The organism is Paraburkholderia fungorum (assembly GCF_902833645.1).
GTDB classification, from domain to species: domain Bacteria; phylum Pseudomonadota; class Gammaproteobacteria; order Burkholderiales; family Burkholderiaceae; genus Paraburkholderia; species Paraburkholderia fungorum.
On record NZ_CADFGE010000007.1, the window covers coordinates 319349 to 338247 of the forward strand.

At 62.3% G+C, this 18899-nt stretch carries 17 protein-coding genes; 11 read left to right on the forward strand and 6 right to left on the reverse strand.

What is annotated here, in order from left to right; genetic code table 11:
- Positions 1-95: 95 nt before the first annotated feature.
- On the reverse strand, positions 96-857 hold the full coding sequence (locus HWX91_RS22685; protein ID WP_028196882.1) for a glycosyltransferase family 2 protein: 762 nt from the start codon (positions 855-857) through the stop codon (positions 96-98).
- Positions 858-1046: 189 nt separating this feature from the next.
- Here HWX91_RS22685 and msbA point away from each other — a divergent pair, with 189 nt between their 5' ends.
- Together msbA and HWX91_RS22695 are read left to right on the forward strand one after the other, a co-directional pair.
- Complete coding sequence (msbA, locus tag HWX91_RS22690) at positions 1047-2840, forward strand: lipid A export permease/ATP-binding protein MsbA (protein WP_028196883.1); 1794 nt, start codon at positions 1047-1049, stop codon at positions 2838-2840.
- A gap of 116 nt (positions 2841-2956) precedes the next feature.
- Positions 2957-4033, forward strand: coding sequence for a glycosyltransferase family 4 protein (locus tag HWX91_RS22695; protein WP_028196884.1), 1077 nt, complete (start codon positions 2957-2959; stop codon positions 4031-4033).
- Between the two features lie 94 nt (positions 4034-4127).
- On the opposite strand, the gene HWX91_RS22700 is transcribed toward HWX91_RS22695, so the two are convergent.
- Entirely contained in the window at positions 4128-4475 is a 348-nt protein-coding gene (locus HWX91_RS22700; RefSeq protein WP_162181293.1) for a hypothetical protein, read from the reverse strand.
- Here HWX91_RS22700 and HWX91_RS22705 point away from each other — a divergent pair.
- From HWX91_RS22705 to HWX91_RS22715, 3 genes are read left to right on the forward strand one after another with little or no spacing between them, the layout of a single operon-like run.
- Positions 4362-5489 (forward strand): glycosyltransferase family 9 protein, encoded by a 1128-nt coding sequence (locus tag HWX91_RS22705; RefSeq protein WP_028196886.1) that lies wholly within the window; start codon positions 4362-4364, stop codon positions 5487-5489. The two genes, HWX91_RS22700 and HWX91_RS22705, sit on opposite strands and share 114 nt — an antisense overlap.
- Positions 5489-6835 carry an O-antigen ligase family protein gene (locus HWX91_RS22710; protein ID WP_028196887.1) on the forward strand — a complete coding sequence of 449 codons (1347 nt, stop codon included), beginning with the start codon at positions 5489-5491 and terminating at the stop codon, positions 6833-6835. The genes HWX91_RS22705 and HWX91_RS22710 overlap by 1 nt, the downstream gene beginning before the upstream one ends.
- Positions 6832-8091 (forward strand): glycosyltransferase, encoded by a 1260-nt coding sequence (locus HWX91_RS22715; RefSeq protein ID WP_042275067.1) that lies wholly within the window; start codon positions 6832-6834, stop codon positions 8089-8091. Before HWX91_RS22710 ends, HWX91_RS22715 begins: the two co-directional genes overlap by 4 nt.
- A gap of 14 nt (positions 8092-8105) precedes the next feature.
- Here the strand turns inward: HWX91_RS22715 and HWX91_RS22720 are convergent, their stop codons facing one another.
- Positions 8106-8426 (reverse strand): hypothetical protein, encoded by a 321-nt coding sequence (locus HWX91_RS22720; RefSeq protein ID WP_028196888.1) that lies wholly within the window; start codon positions 8424-8426, stop codon positions 8106-8108.
- 173 nt (positions 8427-8599) lie between these two features.
- Here HWX91_RS22720 and HWX91_RS22725 point away from each other — a divergent pair, with 173 nt between their 5' ends.
- The 3 genes from HWX91_RS22725 to HWX91_RS22735 all read left to right on the forward strand — a co-directional run bounded on the left by HWX91_RS22725 (position 8600) and on the right by HWX91_RS22735 (position 11715).
- Positions 8600-9523 (forward strand): recombination-associated protein RdgC, encoded by a 924-nt coding sequence (locus HWX91_RS22725; protein ID WP_028196889.1) that lies wholly within the window; start codon positions 8600-8602, stop codon positions 9521-9523.
- 267 nt (positions 9524-9790) lie between these two features.
- Positions 9791-10126, forward strand: coding sequence for a hypothetical protein (locus tag HWX91_RS22730; protein ID WP_028196890.1), 336 nt, complete (start codon positions 9791-9793; stop codon positions 10124-10126).
- 167 nt (positions 10127-10293) lie between these two features.
- Positions 10294-11715: an HdeD family acid-resistance protein gene (locus tag HWX91_RS22735; protein ID WP_042275068.1), complete on the forward strand. Its 1422-nt coding sequence runs from the start codon at positions 10294-10296 to the stop codon at positions 11713-11715.
- Positions 11716-12098: 383 nt separating this feature from the next.
- On the opposite strand, the gene HWX91_RS22740 is transcribed toward HWX91_RS22735, so the two are convergent.
- Positions 12099-12818 (reverse strand): glycosyltransferase family 2 protein, encoded by a 720-nt coding sequence (locus HWX91_RS22740; RefSeq protein ID WP_127837903.1) that lies wholly within the window; start codon positions 12816-12818, stop codon positions 12099-12101.
- Positions 12819-13192: 374 nt separating this feature from the next.
- Here HWX91_RS22740 and HWX91_RS22745 point away from each other — a divergent pair, with 374 nt between their 5' ends.
- The 3 genes from HWX91_RS22745 to HWX91_RS22755 all read left to right on the forward strand — a co-directional run bounded on the left by HWX91_RS22745 (position 13193) and on the right by HWX91_RS22755 (position 15417).
- A complete protein-coding gene (locus HWX91_RS22745) occupies positions 13193-14107 on the forward strand; it encodes a transglutaminase family protein (RefSeq protein ID WP_028196891.1) in 915 nt (304 codons plus the stop codon).
- Positions 14108-14204: 97 nt separating this feature from the next.
- Entirely contained in the window at positions 14205-15008 is an 804-nt protein-coding gene (locus HWX91_RS22750; protein WP_028196892.1) for a transglutaminase-like domain-containing protein, read from the forward strand.
- 121 nt (positions 15009-15129) lie between these two features.
- Complete coding sequence (locus HWX91_RS22755; RefSeq protein ID WP_127837904.1) at positions 15130-15417, forward strand: hypothetical protein; 288 nt, start codon at positions 15130-15132, stop codon at positions 15415-15417.
- Between the two features lie 67 nt (positions 15418-15484).
- On the opposite strand, the gene HWX91_RS22760 is transcribed toward HWX91_RS22755, so the two are convergent.
- Both HWX91_RS22760 and HWX91_RS22765 read right to left on the reverse strand, forming a co-directional pair.
- Positions 15485-16447: a Csu type fimbrial protein gene (locus HWX91_RS22760; protein WP_028196894.1), complete on the reverse strand. Its 963-nt coding sequence runs from the start codon at positions 16445-16447 to the stop codon at positions 15485-15487.
- On the reverse strand, positions 16444-18783 hold the full coding sequence (locus HWX91_RS22765; RefSeq protein WP_081833068.1) for a fimbria/pilus outer membrane usher protein: 2340 nt from the start codon (positions 18781-18783) through the stop codon (positions 16444-16446). Before HWX91_RS22765 ends, HWX91_RS22760 begins: the two co-directional genes overlap by 4 nt.
- Between the last annotated feature and the right edge of the window lie 116 nt (positions 18784-18899).

An 18899-nucleotide genomic window follows, 5' to 3' on the forward strand; every position in this document is an offset into this window, starting at 1 on the left:
TTCGCCCGCGGCGCGCGTGGGCAAACTCAAAGCCATTGGCAAGCTCAGGTTGCAAACTCTGGTCGCAAGCCTTGCCCTGGCTCCTGGCCTCGCTACTAACGCTGCGTCTTTTCCCCCAGCCGCGCCAGTTTCAGAAACCGGTAGTACACCGTTTCCGCGTTGAACACCGCGATCATGAAACCCGCGCGACCGTCGAGGAATCCGCGCCGCAGAACGTAGGTCCGCACAAAGGCCCAGGCGCCGCGCCCGAGCGCCTTGCCGAAGCTGCCGCGCTTGCCCGCTGCATGACGTTGCTGCGCGCCCGCTGTCGAATACGCGTCGAGCTTGCGTAGCACGGCTTCGAAGTCCTCGTACGAGTAGTGCATCAGCTTGCCGGTCAGGCGTTGCGAAGGCGTATCGAATACCAGGCGCTCATGCACGAGGTCGTCTGAAAAACGCGCAGCGCCACGTTTGAACAGGCGCGGAATCCAGTCTGGATACCAGCCGCTGTGGTGAATCCAGTGGCCGCAGAAGCTCGACAGCCTGTCTACCGCGTAGACGTCGGCGGTAGGGGCGGCCAGCGCCGCGCGAATCGCCGCAGCCAGTTCCGGCGAGACGATCTCGTCGGCGTCGAGCGAGAGAATCCAACTGGTGGTGAGCGCATCCACGGCACGGTTTTTCTGCGGGCCGAAGCCTGGCCAGTCGGTGTGCTCGAGTACGTGCGCGCCGTGTGCCCGGGCAATTTCAGCGGTACCGTCGGTGCTGCCGCCGTCGATCACGACGATCTGATCGGCGAAGGCCACGGCCTGCAGGCATTCGGCCAGTCGCGCCGCCGCGTTTTTGGTGATGATGGCGACGCCGAGGGTGGTTTCTTGCATACCTGAATTGCGTGGAAAGTGCCGGGTGGCGGAATGAGTCGCGCAAAGTATACAGCCCGGCCACCTAACCCGGCCGATCCGCAACCGCCGGCTATGATCCTCAACCGTTTACAATGCTGTTTTTGATATTTCGCGTGCGAGGCATTCTGCCCGTTACGCGGATGCTTTCCCGCATTCTCAGAGGATTCCTTGAGCGCGAAGCCAACGTTAAGCAAACCCATCGGTTCAGGAGAGGCCTCGTCGCCTGCCGTCGTTTTCCGACGCTTGTGGCCTTATATCAAGCCGCTGATGTGGGTGGTGGTCGGCGCGATCATCGCCATGGCCGTGAGCGCCGGCACTGACGCGGCGATTCCCGCATTGCTCAAGCCATTGCTGGACAAGGGCTTCGGCGCGCATGCCAGCGACAACGCCAAATGGTTCGTGCCGGCGGCGGTGATCGGTCTCGCGCTGGTGCGCGGTGTGTCGCAATATGCGTCCGGTTATCTGCTCGCTTACGTGTCGAACAAGATCCTGCTCGAACTTCGCCTGAAGATGTTCGACCGCATGATCCACACGGGCGTGGCGTTCTTCCAGCGCGAAACCGCGAGCACGGTGATCAACGCGATCGTGTTCGAGGTGAACCAGATTCTCAACGTGCTGTTGAGCGTGATGGTCACGCTGGTGCGTGACTCGCTGACGGTCGTCTTCCTGCTCGGCTATCTGTTCTACCTGAACTGGCGGCTGACGTTGATCGTCGCGGTGCTGCTGCCGGGGATCGGCTGGCTGGTCGGCAAGATCAACCGCCGTTTGCGGCGCCTGAACCGCGAGCATCAACTGTTGACCAACGAACTGTCGTACATCGTCGAAGAAACCGTGGGCGGCTACAAGGTCGTCAAGGTGCACAACGGCGAGCAGTACGAGATGGACCGCTTCACGGCAATGAGCAAGCGTCTGCGCGGTTACGCGATGCGCATGACCGTCTCAGGCGGCCTGGCACAACCGTTGACCCAGTTTCTTGCGTCGATCGCGCTCGCCGTGGTGATTACGATCGCGGTAGTGCAATCGTCGTCGGACCAGACCACGGTCGGCGGTTTTGTGGCGTTCGTCACGTCGATGCTGCTGATCATCTCGCCGCTGAAGCACCTGATGGACGTGAACCAGCCGCTGCAACGCGGCATGACGGCGTGCGAACTGATCTTCGGCCTGATCGACGAGCCGTCGGAACCGGCGGGCGGCGGCAAGCCGCTCGAGCGCGCCCGCGGCGAAGTGGAGTTCCGCGACGTCTCGTTCAGCTACGGCAGCAATGCCACGCATAACCGCCACACGCTCACCGAGGTGTCCTTCAAGGTGGCACCGGGCGAGATGGTTGCCCTGGCGGGCCCGTCGGGCAGCGGCAAGACCACGCTGGTGAATTTGCTGCCGCGCTTCTTCGATCCCACCGGCGGCGAGATCCTGGTCGACGGCGTCGCACTGCCTGAGTACGGTCTGCACGCGCTGCGCAGCCAGATCGCGATGGTGAGCCAGGACGTCGTGCTGTTCAACGACACGGTGGCCAACAACGTCGCCTATGGCCAGACGGCGGATCCGGACAAGGTCAAGGCGGCGCTGCGCGCGGCGAACCTGTGGGATACCGTCGAGGCGATGCCTGAAGGCATCGACACCCTGGTCGGCGACAACGGCATGATGCTCTCGGGTGGTCAACGCCAGCGTCTGGCGATTGCGCGCGCGATTTATAAGGACGCGCCGATCCTGATTCTCGACGAGGCCACCTCGGCGCTCGATTCCGAGTCCGAACGCCACGTGCAGGCGGCGCTGGAAACCTTGATGAAGGGCCGCACCACGCTGGTAATCGCGCACCGTTTGTCGACCATAGAACGCGCCGACCGGATTCTGGTCATGGAAGCCGGGCGTATTGTCGAGAGCGGCAGCCACCGGGAACTGCTGACCCAGGGCGGCCTGTACGCGCATCTGCATCGCATCCAGTTCCAGCAGGACGCCGCGTAAGGTGCGCGGCACGACACGTCAATTCGTGCGAATCTCGGTTCACGCGGTCCGCTGGTCTGGACCACGCACGACTTACCCCCTTAACATTTGACGAGGCGCTGGCGCACGCTGTCTGAATGAAGAAACTTGGACTCTCCAGTAACGCCTTGCAGCACAGTGGCGGTCTCGAGCGCTACGCAATGGATCTCGTGCGCGGCTTTGCCGCGCACGGCATCGAACCGGCTTTCTTCGCGCGTCGTTTTGACACCTCGCTGCGCGAATACGGGTTGGTCGAGCCGCACCGCATCAATGTCTCCTTCCTGCCTGGCAAGTTGCGTGACCGCTGGTTTTCGTGGCGGCTGCGCGCGGCGCGCCGCGAGGCGCATGTCGATGTGCTGATCGGCTGCAACCGCGTCGATTCGTCCGACGTGGCGATTTGCGGTGGCACGCATCTCGGTTTTTTGCGGGCGACGAGGCGCGCGCCGAAGCGTTCGGATCGCTGGCAGATTGCACTCGAGAGACGCCAATACGAACGCGCGAAGGTCGTGGTGGCGCATTCTCAGTTGATGCACGACGAGTTGCGTGAACTGTACGGTGTTGACGAGGCGAAGATCCGCGTGTTGTTTCCACCCGTGGACGGCGCGCGCTTTGCGCCGACTGATGCCGTAACGCGCGCGACCTTACGCCGAAAGTACGGTTTCGCCGACGACGAGATCGTCCTGCTGTTTCCGTCGAGCAGCCATGAGCGTAAAGGTTTGCCATTCATCGAAGCCGCGCTGCGCAACACGGCGCCGCCCGTGGTGGTGGCTGTGGCCGGGCGGCCGCCCGCGCGCACGTCCGAACGGTTACGCTATATCGGCTACGTGAAAGAGCTCGCGGAGTGTTATCAGGCCGCCGACTTCACGATCCTCGCATCGACTTATGAGCCATTCGGCCTGGTCGGCATCGAATCGGTGATGTGCGGTACACCAGTCATTTTCCCGTCGAGCATCGGTTGCTGCGATGCGATTGCCCCGCATGCGAAATTCGTTTTCGCGCCGGACGATTTGGCCGATCTGTGCGCGACACTCGAGCGAGCGGTGCGGGAGTCTCGCGACGGCACGCGGCGCGCGCCATTGGACGTCGCCCGCGACGCGGTCCTTTACGATCCGGGCGTGGCCGCTCACGTTGGCGCGCTGTTGACGCTGGCCAGGCAGATCGACGCCACGCGTTAAGCGCCGCGGCCGCGGCGCTGCAGCAGAAGGGGCGGGACTTAGGCCCGGTTTCTCCTCGTTCCGCGGCAACGCCGCATGTTATAATTTTTAGCTATCAGCGCTTGAACTCGCTCAATTGGAGCTGAGCGGCCATATATTTCATAGAGCTTTCCATGCTGGCCCGGGCTGTTTCCGCGATCTGCGACAGCCCGCCGTGACGGGGCCGTAGGCGCAATACTGGAGGCCTTCGGGAAGAATACCGCTGGAGATTGTGCGTGGCGAACGCGACCTCGCGCCGGGTATCGGCGTACATCAATATCGCGTTGGAAACCAATGCGTCGATGAACCCATGAGTCGGCTTGCCGGGCGTCTTCGTATCTTTGCGCGAGCCATCCCTCGACTGCTGATCAAGCCATTGCGCCGCGAGCCGCGGCACGCGCGCCGTATCTTGATTGCACATCATCTGTTGCTTGGCGACACGCTGCTGCTCACGCCGCTGCTCGCCAAACTGCGCGCGCAATATCCTCAATCGCAGATCGTTCTCACCTGTCCGAAGGCGATTGTGCCGCTGTATGCGGGGCGGCCTTTCGACGTCACAGCTTTGCCGTTCGATCCGCGTGATTCGAAGTCGGTGCGGGACGTTTTGCTTTCCGGTCCTTACGACCTCGGTATGGTGCTCGGCGATAATCGATATAGCTGGCTCGCGTTGGGCGCGGGTTGCAGCTGGATCGTCGGGCATGCGGGAGATGCCCCGGCCTGGAAGAACTGGCCGCTCGACCGGAGCGTGCCGTATCCTGCCACGCCGACGGCTTGGGCGGACCTTGCCACGGAATTGATCGACGGGCCGCCGCCGCGCGCCTACCGGCCTGTCGACTGGAGTGCGCCGCAACACGCTGCGCTACCCGAATCGGCGCAACTGGCAAAGCCTTACGTTGTGTTGCATCCGGGCGCAAGCACCAGTGTCAAACGCTGGCCCAACGCGCGCTGGCGCGAGCTTGCGCAACGCGTGGAGGCGCTCGGCTATCTGCCGGTATGGACCGGGGGGCCAGGCGAGGCGGAATTGATCCGCGCCATCGACCCGGATGCGCATCATCCGAACCTGGCTGCGCGGCTCGGTCTCGGCGAGCTGTGGCATTTATTTGCCGGCGCGCAAGCCGTGGTTTGTCCCGATACCGGCGTCGCGCATCTGGGGCGTCTGATTGGGGTGCCGACGCTCGCGCTGTTCGGGCCGGGCAACGCGCTGATTCACGGCGCGGGCCGCTATTGGCGCGAGGTCCCATTCGTGCCAATTACGATAGCCGACATGCCGTGCCGCGATCAGCCTTTCATTTTTCGCCGCGAGGTAGCATGGGTGCGGCGCTGTGATCGCAACGAGACGACCTGCGTCGCCTGGCGCGGCGACCATGCCGACTGTATGGGCCGGCTGTCGGTCGAGTCGGTATATACCGCTTTGCAAAATGTTCTGGTGAAAGTGTAATGACTCACACGGCTGCGCGAGTGGAGCGCGTGTTTTGGATTGCCTGTCCGGTCATTCTGTTTGTGGTGATGTTCGGCCACATGACGGCGATCGTCTTCAATGCGCTCGCCCTGATGGCGCTCGGCGTGCTGGCCGCGGCCTGCTCGCCGAATCGGCCGTCGCTGTTGCACTGGCCGCTGGTGCTGCCCATTGCGGGTTGGGCCGGCTGGAGTCTGGCGTCGGTCGCATGGTCCGTATATCCGATGGTTAGCCTGCACGCGTGGTGCGACGAGGTGCTTTATCCGCTGGTATCGTTCTGGGGCTTCTGGCTGTTTGGCACCCAACTTCGGCGACCCGCGCCCGTGGTGTTCGTCAACTGGCTTGCCTGCCTGGCACTCGCCGCCATCAGCGCGCTCAACTGGGGGCATCTGCAACCGCCCACTGCCAATACCTTCCCACTGCATTTCTATAACCGTGTCGGCCACACCAGCACGCTCGCGGTATTTGCCATGCCGCTATTTGCGGGCTTCATGCTGCGGTCGCGTTGGCGCGTGATCGGTGCTAGCGGCATCGCGCTGTGCCTGTTCATCGGATTGGCGACGCTTAACCGGTTCTTCTGGCCGGCCGCGGCCGTTACGCTTCTGATCGCGCTGTTCCCGCTGTACCGGCGCCGTCTGCTGCTGGCGATGCTGGTCATTACCGTGGTGTTCGCGGCGAGCGTCGGCACGCTCGAGTTCAGTTCCCGTCTGCGGACGGCCGGCGCGGTGCCCGCCGTCCCGCTGGCGCGTGATATCGCGATCGAGGGTCATCAGGTCTATGTGCCAGGCTCGCTGTCCGCAATCGGCGATACGGTATCGGCAGACACGCGTCCGAAGCTGTGGGCGTTTTATATCGGCGAGGCTGAGCGTCACGCATGGGTCGGGGTGGGCTTCGGCAAGCCGTTGCCGGGCTTGGTCTATCGCAGCGAAATGCCGGCCAGCTTGCTGGCCCTCGAACCGTATGCGCTGACGCACGCGCACAACCTGTTCATCAACACGTGGTTGCAGACGGGGGTCATCGGAGTTGTGCTGCAGACCGCGCTGTTGCTGAGCCTCGTCGTGCGTTTCTATCGGCTGCGGCGAGTCGATCCTTGGCTGTGTTCCGCGGGCGTGGCGCTTGTAGCCGGCATGATCGTGAAAAATACCACCGATGATTTCATGTGGCAGACCACCATGCTCGCGTTTTGGGCTTTCGCGGGACTGCAGCTGGGTTGCGCTGAGCAAGTCGAGGCTTCAGATGGGATGTTGCCGGACACCGGACGAAGAAAATCTACGTTGGCGCCTGGTGAACAGCGGCGCAAGGTACCGACGGCGAAATTGGGCGAATAACCAACGTGACGAACGTCAATCCTTTCGCTATCGATGCTGTCCGCGCCCCGCTGCGAATCCTGTTTCATATTAACGATTTCGGCAAAGGCGGCACTGAGACCGCGCTGCTGTCCTGGCTGAAGACGCTTGACCGGCAGATGTTCGCGCCGAGCCTTTCGGTGGCTTATCCGACCGACGACCTGTCGTTCTGGCGCGCGCAGTCAATTCCCGCCGATGTGCCCGTTCATGTTCTTGCCTCGTCGAAATGGATGTACGCGCTTCATCAGGCGGCTCGCCGGCGCAAACTCGGCGTCGGCGCGAAGTTATTGCACAAGTTGCTGACCTACGGTGCGGTCCGGCCGCTGGCGGCGCTGCGTATGCGGCGTCTCGCGAAGCAGCAAGATCTGATCTGTGATTTCGATTTTTCGCTGCGCCATTTAGCGGGCAGTTGCGGAGTGCCCTGGTTCGGCGTGAGCCATTTCAGCCTGGCGGCGCGCCTCGGCAGCAAGAGCGAGCGGTATGTCGCCCGGCGAGTGAGGCATTATTCGCGCTACTCGGCGATTGTCGTGCTGACCCCCGCCATGCTGCGCGAGGCGCGGGAACTTTTCTCGGCAACCGGTCCGGACATTGTCGAGTTGCCGAATGTGATCGACGACGACGCACTGCGGCAAGCGGCGCGCGCGGAGATCAACCTTCCTGCGGAGCGGTTCATCGTTTCAGTGGCACGTCTGGACGAAGGTCAGAAGGACCACAAGACGCTGCTGCGAGCCTACGCTCAGGTACGCGAGCGCGGCTGCAGCAACGTGGCGCTCGTCCTGATCGGCGAGGGGCGGGACCGACGCGAACTGGAGCAACTCGCCGACGAGTTGGGGGTGGGCGCATGGGTGCATTTTCTGGGCTTCTGTGCAAATCCCGCGCCCTATATCCGGCAGGCCGAAATGCTCGTATTGAGTAGCCGCTACGAGGGTTTCGGCATGGTGCTCGGCGAGGCTATGGCGCTCGGTACACCGGCGCTTTCGACGGATTGCCCGACCGGTCCGCGGGACTTGCTGGAGGGTGGCAAGGCTGGGCTGCTGGTGCCGCCGGGCGATGTGGACGCCATGGCGGGCGCAATCGAGCGGCTGCTCACGGACACCGAGTTACGCCGGAGCCTTGCGCAGGCCGCGCTGCGAAAGGTCGAGACGTTCACGCCCGCAAGCTCCAATCAGCGGATGCTGGAGTTGGCGTTGAGCATTTTGAGGAAACAGGACGCTCCGGGCGTGCAAACGCCTCGCTAAGCCGCAAGCGCGGCTTACACGCCGCCCGTCACCAGAGGCAGCACCGTCAAATCAGGGTGCGTGCCGTCGACGATGCTGCGTCCCACATGTATGCCCTCATAGAGCGCTTCTTCCATGCCGGCGAAGCTTTCTTCGCCGTCCGCATGGAACGGCACCGCATGCCCCGGGATGGCGGGATTGGCGCCAGGGTGGCACACATAACCGACATACGTGTAACGGTTATCGGGCACGGCTGACGGCCTCGCCTCATTGGGCGGGTTTTTCAGAAACGGCGCCACGTGAATTTCGAAACCCTCGTACTCCACCATCCGCCAGGGTGCGGTTTCATCGGCCATGGCCGCCTCCGTCTATGTCGCGTGCCTGTTGGCAAGTCTAGGTGATTTGAACCCAAAGCGAAAATGACGCTTGTCGGGGGTGTCTCGGCATGGAGTGGCAGGGACGCGCCCGCGCGCGCCATTCTCGCCGCGTCGGATAGAATGACGCGCTTTGCCCGAACAAGACCCCGCCCATGTGGTTCAAAAATCTTCAGTTGCACCGTCTTCCCGCTCCGTGGTCCGTTACCCCTGAACAAATCGAGAAATGGCTTGCGCCGCACGCGTTCGCGCCCGGCAACAGCGTCGAGATGCAAAGCCACGGCTGGGCGTCGCCACGCGACAACGACTCGCTGGTGTATGCGCTCAATGGCCAGTTGCTGCTGGTGTTTCGCGCTGAGAAGAAATTGTTGCCGGCCTCTGTCGTCACCCAGGTGACCAAGGCGCGTGCGCTCGAACTCGAAGAACAGCAAGGCTTCAAACCCGGCCGCAAGCAGATGCGCGAACTCAAGGAGCAGGTGACCGACGAACTGTTGCCGCGCGCCTTCAGCATTCGTCGCGATACACGCGTGTGGATCGATACCCGCAACGGCTGGCTCGTGATCGACGCGGGCTCGCAAGCCGTCGCCGACGAAGTTCGCGGCCTGCTGGTGAAGTCGATCGATCAACTGCCGCTCGGTACCGTGCGTGTCACGCAATCGCCGGTTGCGGCGATGACCGGATGGCTTCTCTCAGGCGAAGGTCCCGCAGGCTTCACGCTCGACCAGGACACCGAGTTGCGCTCGCCGGCGGAAGGCAATGCAACGGTGCGCTATGTCGGACATACCCTGGACGCCGAAGACATGCGCCGCCATATCGAGGCCGGCAAACAATGCATGCGTCTCGCGATGACGTGGAACGACCGCGTGTCGTTCGTGCTGACGCCTTCGTTGACGATCAAGCGCATCGCGCCGCTCGACGTTCTCAAGGAAGCAAGCGACCCCACCACACAGAACGACGACGAACGCTTCGATTCCGACGTCACGCTGATGACCGCCGAACTCGACCGTATGCTGTGCGATCTGCTCGATGCATTGGGCGGCGAGCAGGGCGAGGCGATGCCGCAAGCCGCGGCGGCCTGAGTCGTACTGGCCCGAGGCATGCAGCGTGCGGGCGCTGCGTTTATCGGCTATGGGCCGGTGTGTCGGGAGTCCGGCACGCCGGCGCTGATTCGTCGGTTATTAAGCTGAATTCGGCATATCTGAATCTGGCTTAATAAAATTTACCCATCATGTCCCTGCCGTCACACTGCTTGTGCTGACGGTGCGAGCCGTCAGGAATCTTCCGATTCATCGACGCGCGCCAGTTTTCCACTCATGCGGGCCGCGTCACCCCGACCAGGACTCGACATGAAAATCGCTCGCTTGATCATCGCTCTCGGCCTTGCTTGTGCTGCTTCCTCCACGGTCATGGCTGCCGCCGCGACGTATCCGCCCGCGCCGCTGCCTGCTTACGCGCAGGACGAATTGCAGAAGGTCATCGATGCCGCAACGGGACCGTTGCCCGCAGCAGCCACTTCATCGGCCGCGCCGCAAAACGAGGCAACTCGGCAAAGTCCCGCCGTGTTGCACAACGGCCGCTATGCCGTGCCGCCTGCTGACGAACCGCACGCGGCCAGGAGCGTGGGCAAACGCGGCATACGGCCGGCGAAGGCGCATCGGCATGAGCATCACAAGTACGTTTGAGAATTCCGTTGCGATCATGTAGCGTCGATGCGCGACGCATAGATAGCGGCGCTGCGAGCCGGTGTCGCCACGCGCGAATCGTCGCTACGGTCGGACCCGTTACGCCGCTACCGTGAATATGGTTAAGATTACGGCCAGAAGGGCGCACCGATCACGGAGGGTTTGCGATGGTTCGGCTGGTGATGATCCTGCTGGGTGTCGATTATTTGCGTACGCGTTGGCGTTCCCTGCAGTTGATCGGCTGGATGAGCCTCGCGCTTGGCGTGGTGGTGTTCATCGACGCACTCGATAGCGCGCTCTATTTCCCGATCACACCGTTCGCCACATTGCTGCTGCTCGAAGGGCTCGCCACACTGGCCGTCGCCTGGACCGGCATGGGCGGCCAACGCACGCTGCGCTACGTGAAGGGCTCCGCATTCTGCTTCGCGGCGGCGCTGATTCTCGCTGGCCATCATCACGGCAACTTCATTCTGTCGATGATCTTCGGCACGCTCTTTCTGGCCGACGGTCTGTTGCAGATCGTCTCCGCAAAGGTCGTTCGTTATCGCACGTGGCGCCTTGCGATGATCGGCGGCGCGATTGAAATCGCGCTGGCGATTTTTTTCTATCAGCCATATCCGACGCACTATGTAGGCACCGTGCCGTACTGCCTCGGTCTCGGCCTGATATTCGGCGGCTGGAACATGATTCTGCTGAGTACGCGGGTGCGGCGTCTCGCGTCGAATCCCGCGGTCGCTTCGGACGATGCGACGGCAGATGCCGCAAATTCCGCGGCGAGTGCGACCGCTCCGGGTCGGCTGGGCGCAGTCGAATGGGACGGCCCACCCGCCGCCGATGAAGACGCGCTCACTGTGCACGTGTGGACGCCAGTGGGATCGTCCAGGAGCGAGGCAAGGCGGCAATTGATTGTCGACCGGTATATCGCGGCGGTGGACCGTAACGGCGTGATTTCGACAGGTCATGCCGCGCTCGAATCGCCTGAGGGCATTTATATCAGCCTGTATCCGGGCGTCGAAATCGATCGTTCACCCGACGATTTCGCGCGGCTTCTGCGGGCGACCAGCGAGAACGACGTGCCCGGTGTGTTCCAGCCTGATTACCAGACTGAATCGAAAGCATGGTGTCCGTCGACGGTTCAGGTGCGCATACGCAATTACGATCCGGCGCGGCTGCGCCGTTTCTGGGACACCTATCGGCAGGACACGACCTACAACCTGACGCATCGCAATTGTTCGAGTACCGTATCGCGCGCGCTGGAAGCGGCGATCGAAGGCGCGTCGGCGCGCGTGTGGGGCGATCTCGGCGGTTGGCGGCCGTTCTTGCGCGTGATTACGACGCCGGAATTGTGGGTGGCCGCGCAACTGCGCAAACGCGCCGCGACGATGGCGTGGACGCCGGGTCTGACGCTCGATTATGCGCGTGCGCTCAGCATGCTCGCCGATCCACGTCCGTCTGGCTGGGTGAAGATGGCGCGCGTCGCCGTACGCCGAATGGCGCGGTCGAGGCAGGAATGGCGCGACGAGGCGCGCAGCGCGCCGGTTTCGCAGAAAGCCGAACGCGCGCATGCCGCCGACGCGGTAGGCGATTGATGCGCGTGGCGGGTGGCGTGGGTGACGCCGACATGCGGCGCGGGGGATTTGAGGACGAGGTGCAATCTGCGCTGCGGTTGGCGTGTCACACGGCCACACAACCATCGTGCTGACCGGCTGGGTTTCTACTCTGCACAACTTCGATCTGACGGTAAAAACAGTAAGCGTATCAAGAGCTTGCGTCGCTTGCCGGATAGTTATGCGCAGATTTATGAACGAAAACTGGGGATAACTTTGAGACCGTCGCGCGGACGGCCGCCAGTGAGGTTTAGCCCGTTTGTAGCGGCTCTGATTGCTTGAATCGCAGTTTGTACGGCGATTAGTTTTCCGGCGCTTTCTCGCGCTAGCTATTTCTCTATGGACGTGCGCTCTGCGTCCTGTCTCTACCTGCCGCCTGCTCTCCCCATCGCCCTATATTCCGAGTAACTAACCATCTGAAAATGCTGACGGCCAGGCAGTTTTGCAATGACCTTCGAGTCGTCGGGCGGCACCTCGCCGAACATCTGATAGTGAAGTGCGAACGTGCTCACGTAATTAACGGTTGGCGCAATCGAGTGGAAATGCAGGTAACCACCGGTTCGCACGGCATTCCAGAATATCTTGTCGCCGCGGATGCTTTCGCGCGGGTCCTTGAATAACCACGCCGCGCATGCAGGAAAGGCGGCGCGTGTAAGAAAATAACAGTTGGTGTCGTTGAAATCGACGCCGTTGGATTTTTTGCAAACGCCGAGCATCCGGCCGTCGGCAGTGAAAATCGTTCGAGTCGCCGTGACTACCTGTGCGCCCGTTTCCTCGACTATTATGCGCATCGTTTCGACATGGTTCGGCGCATACCAGTTGTCAGCGTCTAGAAAACAGATCGCATCGAAGCCATTCGCAGATGCGTAAGCAGCACCCACGCCGCGAGGCGTGTCCCCCTGGTCCGCGTGATTGGGAATCTTGATGTGGATCACACCTTTCCAGCTATCAACGTCCGAGGAAGGGAATCCATCGGCGACCATAATGTGGGTCACATTATCCGCTTGCGCAAGAACGCTTTCGTGACATCTTCGTGAGACGTAACGTGGCTCTTTATAGTAGGCGCTAATGACGGCGACTCGCATGAAGGTGTTTTGTCGGATTGATCGAGCGGCGGATTATATCTATCGGCAGCCCACATCAAACTATCTCAATTATGTGGATCGGTTCTGCTGTTGGGATACGGTTTCCACCCAAATTTGCGAACGAATGCTGCTGGTAACTTCGGCACATGGCGGCATCTGCGCGCAAATGAGTGATTTCAATCAATATGGCGGGTGTATGCTGAAGTCGAAAGCTTGTCGATGACACGATGACAGCGCCCCACCACGCCAGACCATGGTTGTGGCTCATTCAGGATCAAACCGTGCCAGGCGCTCAGCACCTGCCGCGGTAGCGGGTTTTACCAGCGTGAACGCGATGCTCAGGACGAATCCAGTTGCATCCATCGGCCTGTCAGATGACTGAGCCACAGCGCTTCACCGTGCGTCACGTCAGCATCTACCGCTACTCGGAACCCGTCCGGTTCGGCGAACACCGGATGATGTTCCGTCCGCGCGCCAGCCACGACTTGCGCCTCGTCACGAACCAGTTGGTGATTACACCGACACCGTCCCGGCTGCACTGGCTGCACGATGTGTTCGACAACTCGGTGGCGGTCGCGAGTTTCACGGGCAAGGCGAGCGAATTGCGCTTCGACAGCGAAGTGACGCTCGAACACTTCGAAACGCCCATGCCCGACTACGCGCTTGAACCGTACGCCGTGAACTGGCCATTCGCGTACACCAACGAAGAAGCCTCCGATCTCGTGAACGCACGCAGCCGTCAGTATCCGGACAGCGACGTGAACGAATGGGCACGTCGCTTCGTTCCTGTGCAGGGCGCCGGCGGTATCAGCAGTACGAACGGCACAGGCAGCACGATGGCGCTATTGCGCGCAATGACGCTGGAGATAAAAAGCACGTTCTGCTATGTGCGCCGCACGGAGAAGGGGGTGAACCGTCCCGGCGACACCTTGCGCAACCGCAGCGGCAGTTGCCGCGATTTCGCTGTGCTGATGATGGACGCGGTGCGCTCGCTCGGTCTCGCGGCACGCTTTGTCAGCGGCTATCTGTTCGTGCCCGAGCAGGATGCCACGCAGGGCGGCGGTGCGACGCATGCCTGGCTGCAGATCTATTTGCCGGGCGCCGGCTGGGTCGATTTTGATCCGACCAATAGCATAGTCGGCAATCGCCATCTGATCCGCGTGGCGGTGGCGTGGAATTACTACCAGGCGTTGCCTTTGTGGGGCACCTGGCATGGCGCATCGCATTCGTTTCGCGGTTTGCAGGTCGATGTGAGCGTGACGAAGGCGAGTGAGGGGCGAACCGGGTGAAGGGCTTGTACAAATCGAGCGTGTTAGCAGGGCGTGTCAACTCAGGTTGCTCACCGGACGCGTCCATTGAACGTATCAACTGGAAGAGGGCGCCGTAATGAAATTGCGCGTTGGCTATGAGCTGGTCTATGAGTGCGTGCAACCGACGCCGATGATGTTGATGTTGAACACGCACTATTCCCATGCGAAAGACATGTTGAGCGCGGATCTGCTGGCGGTCGATCCACCGGTGCCGATCAGCCAGTATCGCGACGGCTTTGGCAATTTGTGCAGCAGGATCGTCGCTCCGCAGGGACGGCTTGCGTTGTCGACGAGTGCGGTGCTCGAGGTGTCGTCGGAACCGGAGAGGCGGCCGCCGTTGACCGAGCAGCACGCGGTGGAGGCGCTGCCAGACGATTCGCTGGTGTTTCTGCTGGGCAGCCGTTATTGCGAAACTGATTTGCTATCCGAATTTGCCTGGCAGACATTCGGCAAACTGCCGCTCGGTCGCGGGCGAGTGGATGCGATTTGCAACTACGTGCACGAGCACATTGTGTTCGGCTACGATTTCGCGCGGCCGACCAAGACCGCCTGGCAGGCGTGGCAGGAGCGCAAGGGCGTATGCCGGGATTTCGCACATCTGGCCGTGACGCTGTGCCGGGCGATGAACATACCGGCGCGATATTGCACCGGGTATATCAGCGATGTCGGCACGCCACCGCCGTACGCGACGATGGACTTTGCGGCGTGGTTCGAGGCGTATGTCGGCGGATGCTGGCAGACCTTCGATCCGCGGAACAATGTGCCCCGTACGGGGCGGGTTTTGATGGCGCGGGGCAGAGATGCGGCGGATGTCGCTATCAGCAATGCATTCGGGCCCACGGAGCTATTGAAGTTCGATGTCGTCTGCGAGGCGATATAGGTTTTTTGCCAGGAAAGTCTTAAAGTTTCCCTGATGAAGTGCCGAAAAGATCGGTATCCCTCCTCGCGCCGCGAGCCGATCCCGGACCATCATGATGCCCCGCAACATAGCCGCCACGTCAGTGGCAATCCTGCTGCTTTCGCCAGCCTCAACAGCATGGCCAACGGGGCTTGCCTCGATTCCGGTGAGCCTGACCGTGCAGGAAACCTGCGTCATCCAATCGGTGGATGCAGCGATTACCGTTGCCAATCAACCGGCGGTTGCCTGTCTGCACGGCGCACCGTTCCAGATCTCCCAGGCCGCATTGGACCCCGCGGCGCCGGGCGAAACCGGGCGGGATCAGGCGCGGCCGGTGGAATTTGTCGCTACCCACGACGCCCAGCGAACGGTCTGGATGATCAATTTCTAGAATTCGTTGCCGATCGATTCGTCCCTCACCCGCGCGCTTGCCCGGCTGGCAAGTATCGACGCAAAAATCAGAAGCTGATCGTCGCGGTAATCGTGTCGCTGTAGTTGCCCGGTATCGGCGTCGTCTGGGCCGGTACGACGCCGTACACGGTGATCGATACCGCATTGCCGGTGCCGGTGCCCGTCGGCATCGTGGTGCCCGCCGTGCCGTCTCCCCATGCACTCGCGTGGCCGGCATCGGTATATAGCTGGTAGTTCACCGTACCTCCACCGCCCGCACGCTGCATCTGGCGCGCCGCTACATTGCCGCTCGAACCGCCGTTCAGCGCAATCCGGAAAGCGTCGCCATTGGTGCAGCGCGCGGTGATCGAGCCGGTCGCGTTCAACGCCGAACTCAACACGCCGCTTGCGGTGAAAGCGATATTCGTGGCGCTGATCTGGCAGTCGTTCACCACCGTTGCGTTGGCTGTAAAACCGAAGCTCCCGCCGTTCGTGGTCAGCGCCGCGCAACCCGGCGCGACAAGCAAAAAGAATCCATACGTCAGTGAAGTCTGGCTTAAGGTCTGCGAATAGACGGTGCTGGCGTTGCCGATGGTCGGTACTGTCGCCTGATTGGCGGTGACCTGTCCGTAAAAATTCACCGACGCCGTCGCGGTATTGCCGACCAACGGTTTATTGAGGATCACCGAAATGGGCGTCGTGCCGAGTACCGTGGATCCCCACGGGATCGAATGTGCCGCGTCCTGATAGAGCCCGTAGAGCAACTGGCTACTGCCGCTCCCCAGATAGCGCGGCGTCGTGCCGCCCTGATTCAGGCACACCTGTACGCTCGGGGTTAGCGTAACCGCTGGCCAGGTGCACGAAACGGTGGCGGTGCCGGTCGCGGACACGGCACTCAATGCGATCGGACTGATGTTGCCGAAGCTGAGCGCCGAGGCGCTCGCCGTACAGGTCTGCGCACTCGCACGCTGTGGCAGCGCGCCGAGCAGCATGCACAACACCACAAGGAGGAGCGCCAGGGGCCGCTTCATTGCGCCGCCGCCGTGCCCGCCGCGGTGCCGCGGCAGGTCAGTGGGCCCAGCGTCGGCAACGAGCCGTCCGCCGGGCGCTGATACGTGAATTCGACGCTGCAACGCATGGCGCCGGTGTCGACGTCGAGATGGTTGTCGCGCTGCAGATTCTCGACGAAGGTCAGACCGTCGTAGCCGACGATCGTATCGCCCCCGCTTTCGACGTGATGCACGTGCGTACCTGGTGGCAGCAGCTTGCCGTCGGCACTCCGCAGAATCAGTGAGGCGGCGCTGTAGCGCGACACGCGGAAATTTGCGAGCACGCCTGCGCGCGATTCCGGCACCAGATCCATCGAAGTCGTGGCGATGCGCGCGTCGGCGGGCAAATTCATGCTGTCGATCGCGACCTGGTTGTGCTGGTACGCATTCAGGTCCGGTATCAACAGATGGCCGTTGCGGTCGGTCGCGCCGATCACGCGGTTTTCATGCAGTACCGGCACACCCTGGATACCGTCGGTGGATATCAGCGCGAAGCCGTCGTCGATCCGCCGGGCCGGCTGGACGCTGTGGTCCATCAGCACGATTGCGCCGGTCAGGTCGAGCGAGGCGTTCGCGTGCTGGTCGATGTCCTGCGCAAGCGCGGTCACTTCGCCGTAGTTGCCGAGGTACTGCACCTGCGCCTGGCAGTACGGCACCGCGCCCGAGCCGCCTGCCTGAACACCCCAACCCCAGCCGCCGGCGTAGTCGGGTGGCCGCTGCGCATTGAGGTTGTAGGTCGATTGGCCGTTCTGGCGGCCGACACTCGCGTTGATCGCAGTGTTATTGCCGAGGCCGAAGCTCATGGTCAGAAACATCCCTTGCGCGTTGTGCTGCAAGAAGTCTTTGTATGTGCTGAGCGTGAGCGAGGCCAGACTGCCGAAATTCAACGTGTACGACAGAGAGCCGATCCGCGAGGCGGGAATGCCAGGAAAGCGATAGCCGATGTAGCTGAGCGATACCGTCTGGCGGCTCAGGAAAGGGAGCGCCAGCGTCACGCGGTCGGTGGCGGTGGGCACCGGCGTGCCGTCGCGCGCGGCCAGATCGCCGTAGTTGCCGTAGGCACGCAGCGTCTGCGCATCGATCGAGAAGTGCGGTTCGATCAACTGATAGCCGAGACCGACCTGGGTGCCGTTCAGCTTGCCGGCGCTCGCGGACAATGAGCCGTTGATCACGCCGGCCATGCCCATCCGCACCAGCGCGCCGGCTCCCACGTCGACGAGGCCGCCAGTGGCTTCCGCGTGGCCTTCGAGTGTCAGCGTGTCGCTCATGCCGCGTCGCGCGGTGGCGCTGAGCGCCGGGTGCGGATTGTAGGAAAACGAATCGATGCCATAGGCGCGGCGCAGGAAGCCGGCTTCGAACGAATAGCTCGACAGACCCGCGGCCAGCATGCGTGTATCGACGTAGAGCGGCAGCGAAGTCGAAATCGTGCGGCCGAGCGCGTCGTGCGTAATGACGGTGGCTTCGCCCGCACCAGTGATGCCGGGCACGTTGTTGACGATGAACGGTCCGCTCGGCACGTTGCCGCTGTATTGGCGCACGTTGTTGATATACAGATCCACGGCGGAGGGCACGACCGCGGTGCCTGACAATGCCGGCACTGGAAACGTCACGAGGTCGGGCCGCAGCGCGAAGTTGCTGCGCCACTGAAAACCGCCGATACGGATCGAACGGCTCCAGTCGAGCGATGATGAAATGGTGTCGCCGATCTGCGTGGTGCTGAGCGAAGTGGGATTCGAGGTGCTCCACGACGTGTCGTAGCGCACATAGCGATGGAGGTCGCGGTACAGATACGCAATGCCGGTATTGCTCAACACGCCGGTCGGGTCGAAGTAGCGTTCCTCGCTCCACAGTGCGAGTTGCGCATTGGTGTTGGTTTGTGCAAACGCGTCGTAGTTGATCAGAAAGCCGCGCGACGCAGCGGCGTTCGGGGTTTGCGTCAACTCGCGCGTGTCGAACGTGTACGGCTTGCGGATCGCGTCGGGCACCTTGAGGTCGATGGTCTGGTGCGCGGCGTCGTACTCGTAGTGCAGGCCCGGGATCCGGTCGAGTTCGAGCGAGGCGGTATCGGCGGCGCCGAGCTTGTCGGTGGCGACGTCGATTTCGCTCAAGTCTTTACCCGTTGCACTGAGCCGGCCGTCGACTTCGCGGAAGTGCGCGATCAACCCGGTGCGCTGGCCGTTGAGCATGACTTCCAGATACAGGTCGCGGCCCGCGGTGACGTCCCGCGCAGACTTCGTCGCATCGACGCCCGACGCATCGACACCCGTTCTGGCGACCCGCAGCGGCACCTGCGCACCGGCCTGAGTCGCGCTCAGCATGGTCAGCGTTGCTGCAAGCAAAATGATCTGCAGTCTCCATCCATGACGTTTTCGCCGTCGTGTCATTCTCATCGATTGCGTGGCGGGGCAGCGTGTCCGTTCCCATCGACCCGGAT

Coding starts and splice junctions, on each gene's coding strand:
- HWX91_RS22685 (WP_028196882.1), bottom strand. CDS start 857: ATGCAAGAAACCACCCTCGGCGTCGCCATCATCACCAAAAACGCGGCG.
- HWX91_RS22695 (WP_028196884.1), top strand. CDS start 2,957: ATGAAGAAACTTGGACTCTCCAGTAACGCCTTGCAGCACAGTGGCGGT.
- HWX91_RS22705 (WP_028196886.1), top strand. CDS start 4,362: ATGAGTCGGCTTGCCGGGCGTCTTCGTATCTTTGCGCGAGCCATCCCT.
- HWX91_RS22700 (WP_162181293.1), bottom strand. CDS start 4,475: ATGATGTGCAATCAAGATACGGCGCGCGTGCCGCGGCTCGCGGCGCAA.
- HWX91_RS22710 (WP_028196887.1), top strand. CDS start 5,489: ATGACTCACACGGCTGCGCGAGTGGAGCGCGTGTTTTGGATTGCCTGT.
- HWX91_RS22720 (WP_028196888.1), bottom strand. CDS start 8,426: ATGGCCGATGAAACCGCACCCTGGCGGATGGTGGAGTACGAGGGTTTC.
- HWX91_RS22725 (WP_028196889.1), top strand. CDS start 8,600: ATGTGGTTCAAAAATCTTCAGTTGCACCGTCTTCCCGCTCCGTGGTCC.
- HWX91_RS22730 (WP_028196890.1), top strand. CDS start 9,791: ATGAAAATCGCTCGCTTGATCATCGCTCTCGGCCTTGCTTGTGCTGCT.
- HWX91_RS22735 (WP_042275068.1), top strand. CDS start 10,294: ATGGTTCGGCTGGTGATGATCCTGCTGGGTGTCGATTATTTGCGTACG.
- HWX91_RS22740 (WP_127837903.1), bottom strand. CDS start 12,818: ATGCGAGTCGCCGTCATTAGCGCCTACTATAAAGAGCCACGTTACGTC.
- HWX91_RS22745 (WP_028196891.1), top strand. CDS start 13,193: ATGACTGAGCCACAGCGCTTCACCGTGCGTCACGTCAGCATCTACCGC.
- HWX91_RS22750 (WP_028196892.1), top strand. CDS start 14,205: ATGAAATTGCGCGTTGGCTATGAGCTGGTCTATGAGTGCGTGCAACCG.
- HWX91_RS22760 (WP_028196894.1), bottom strand. CDS start 16,447: ATGAAGCGGCCCCTGGCGCTCCTCCTTGTGGTGTTGTGCATGCTGCTC.
- HWX91_RS22765 (WP_081833068.1), bottom strand. CDS start 18,783: ATGCTGAGCGCGACTCAGGCCGGTGCGCAGGTGCCGCTGCGGGTCGCC.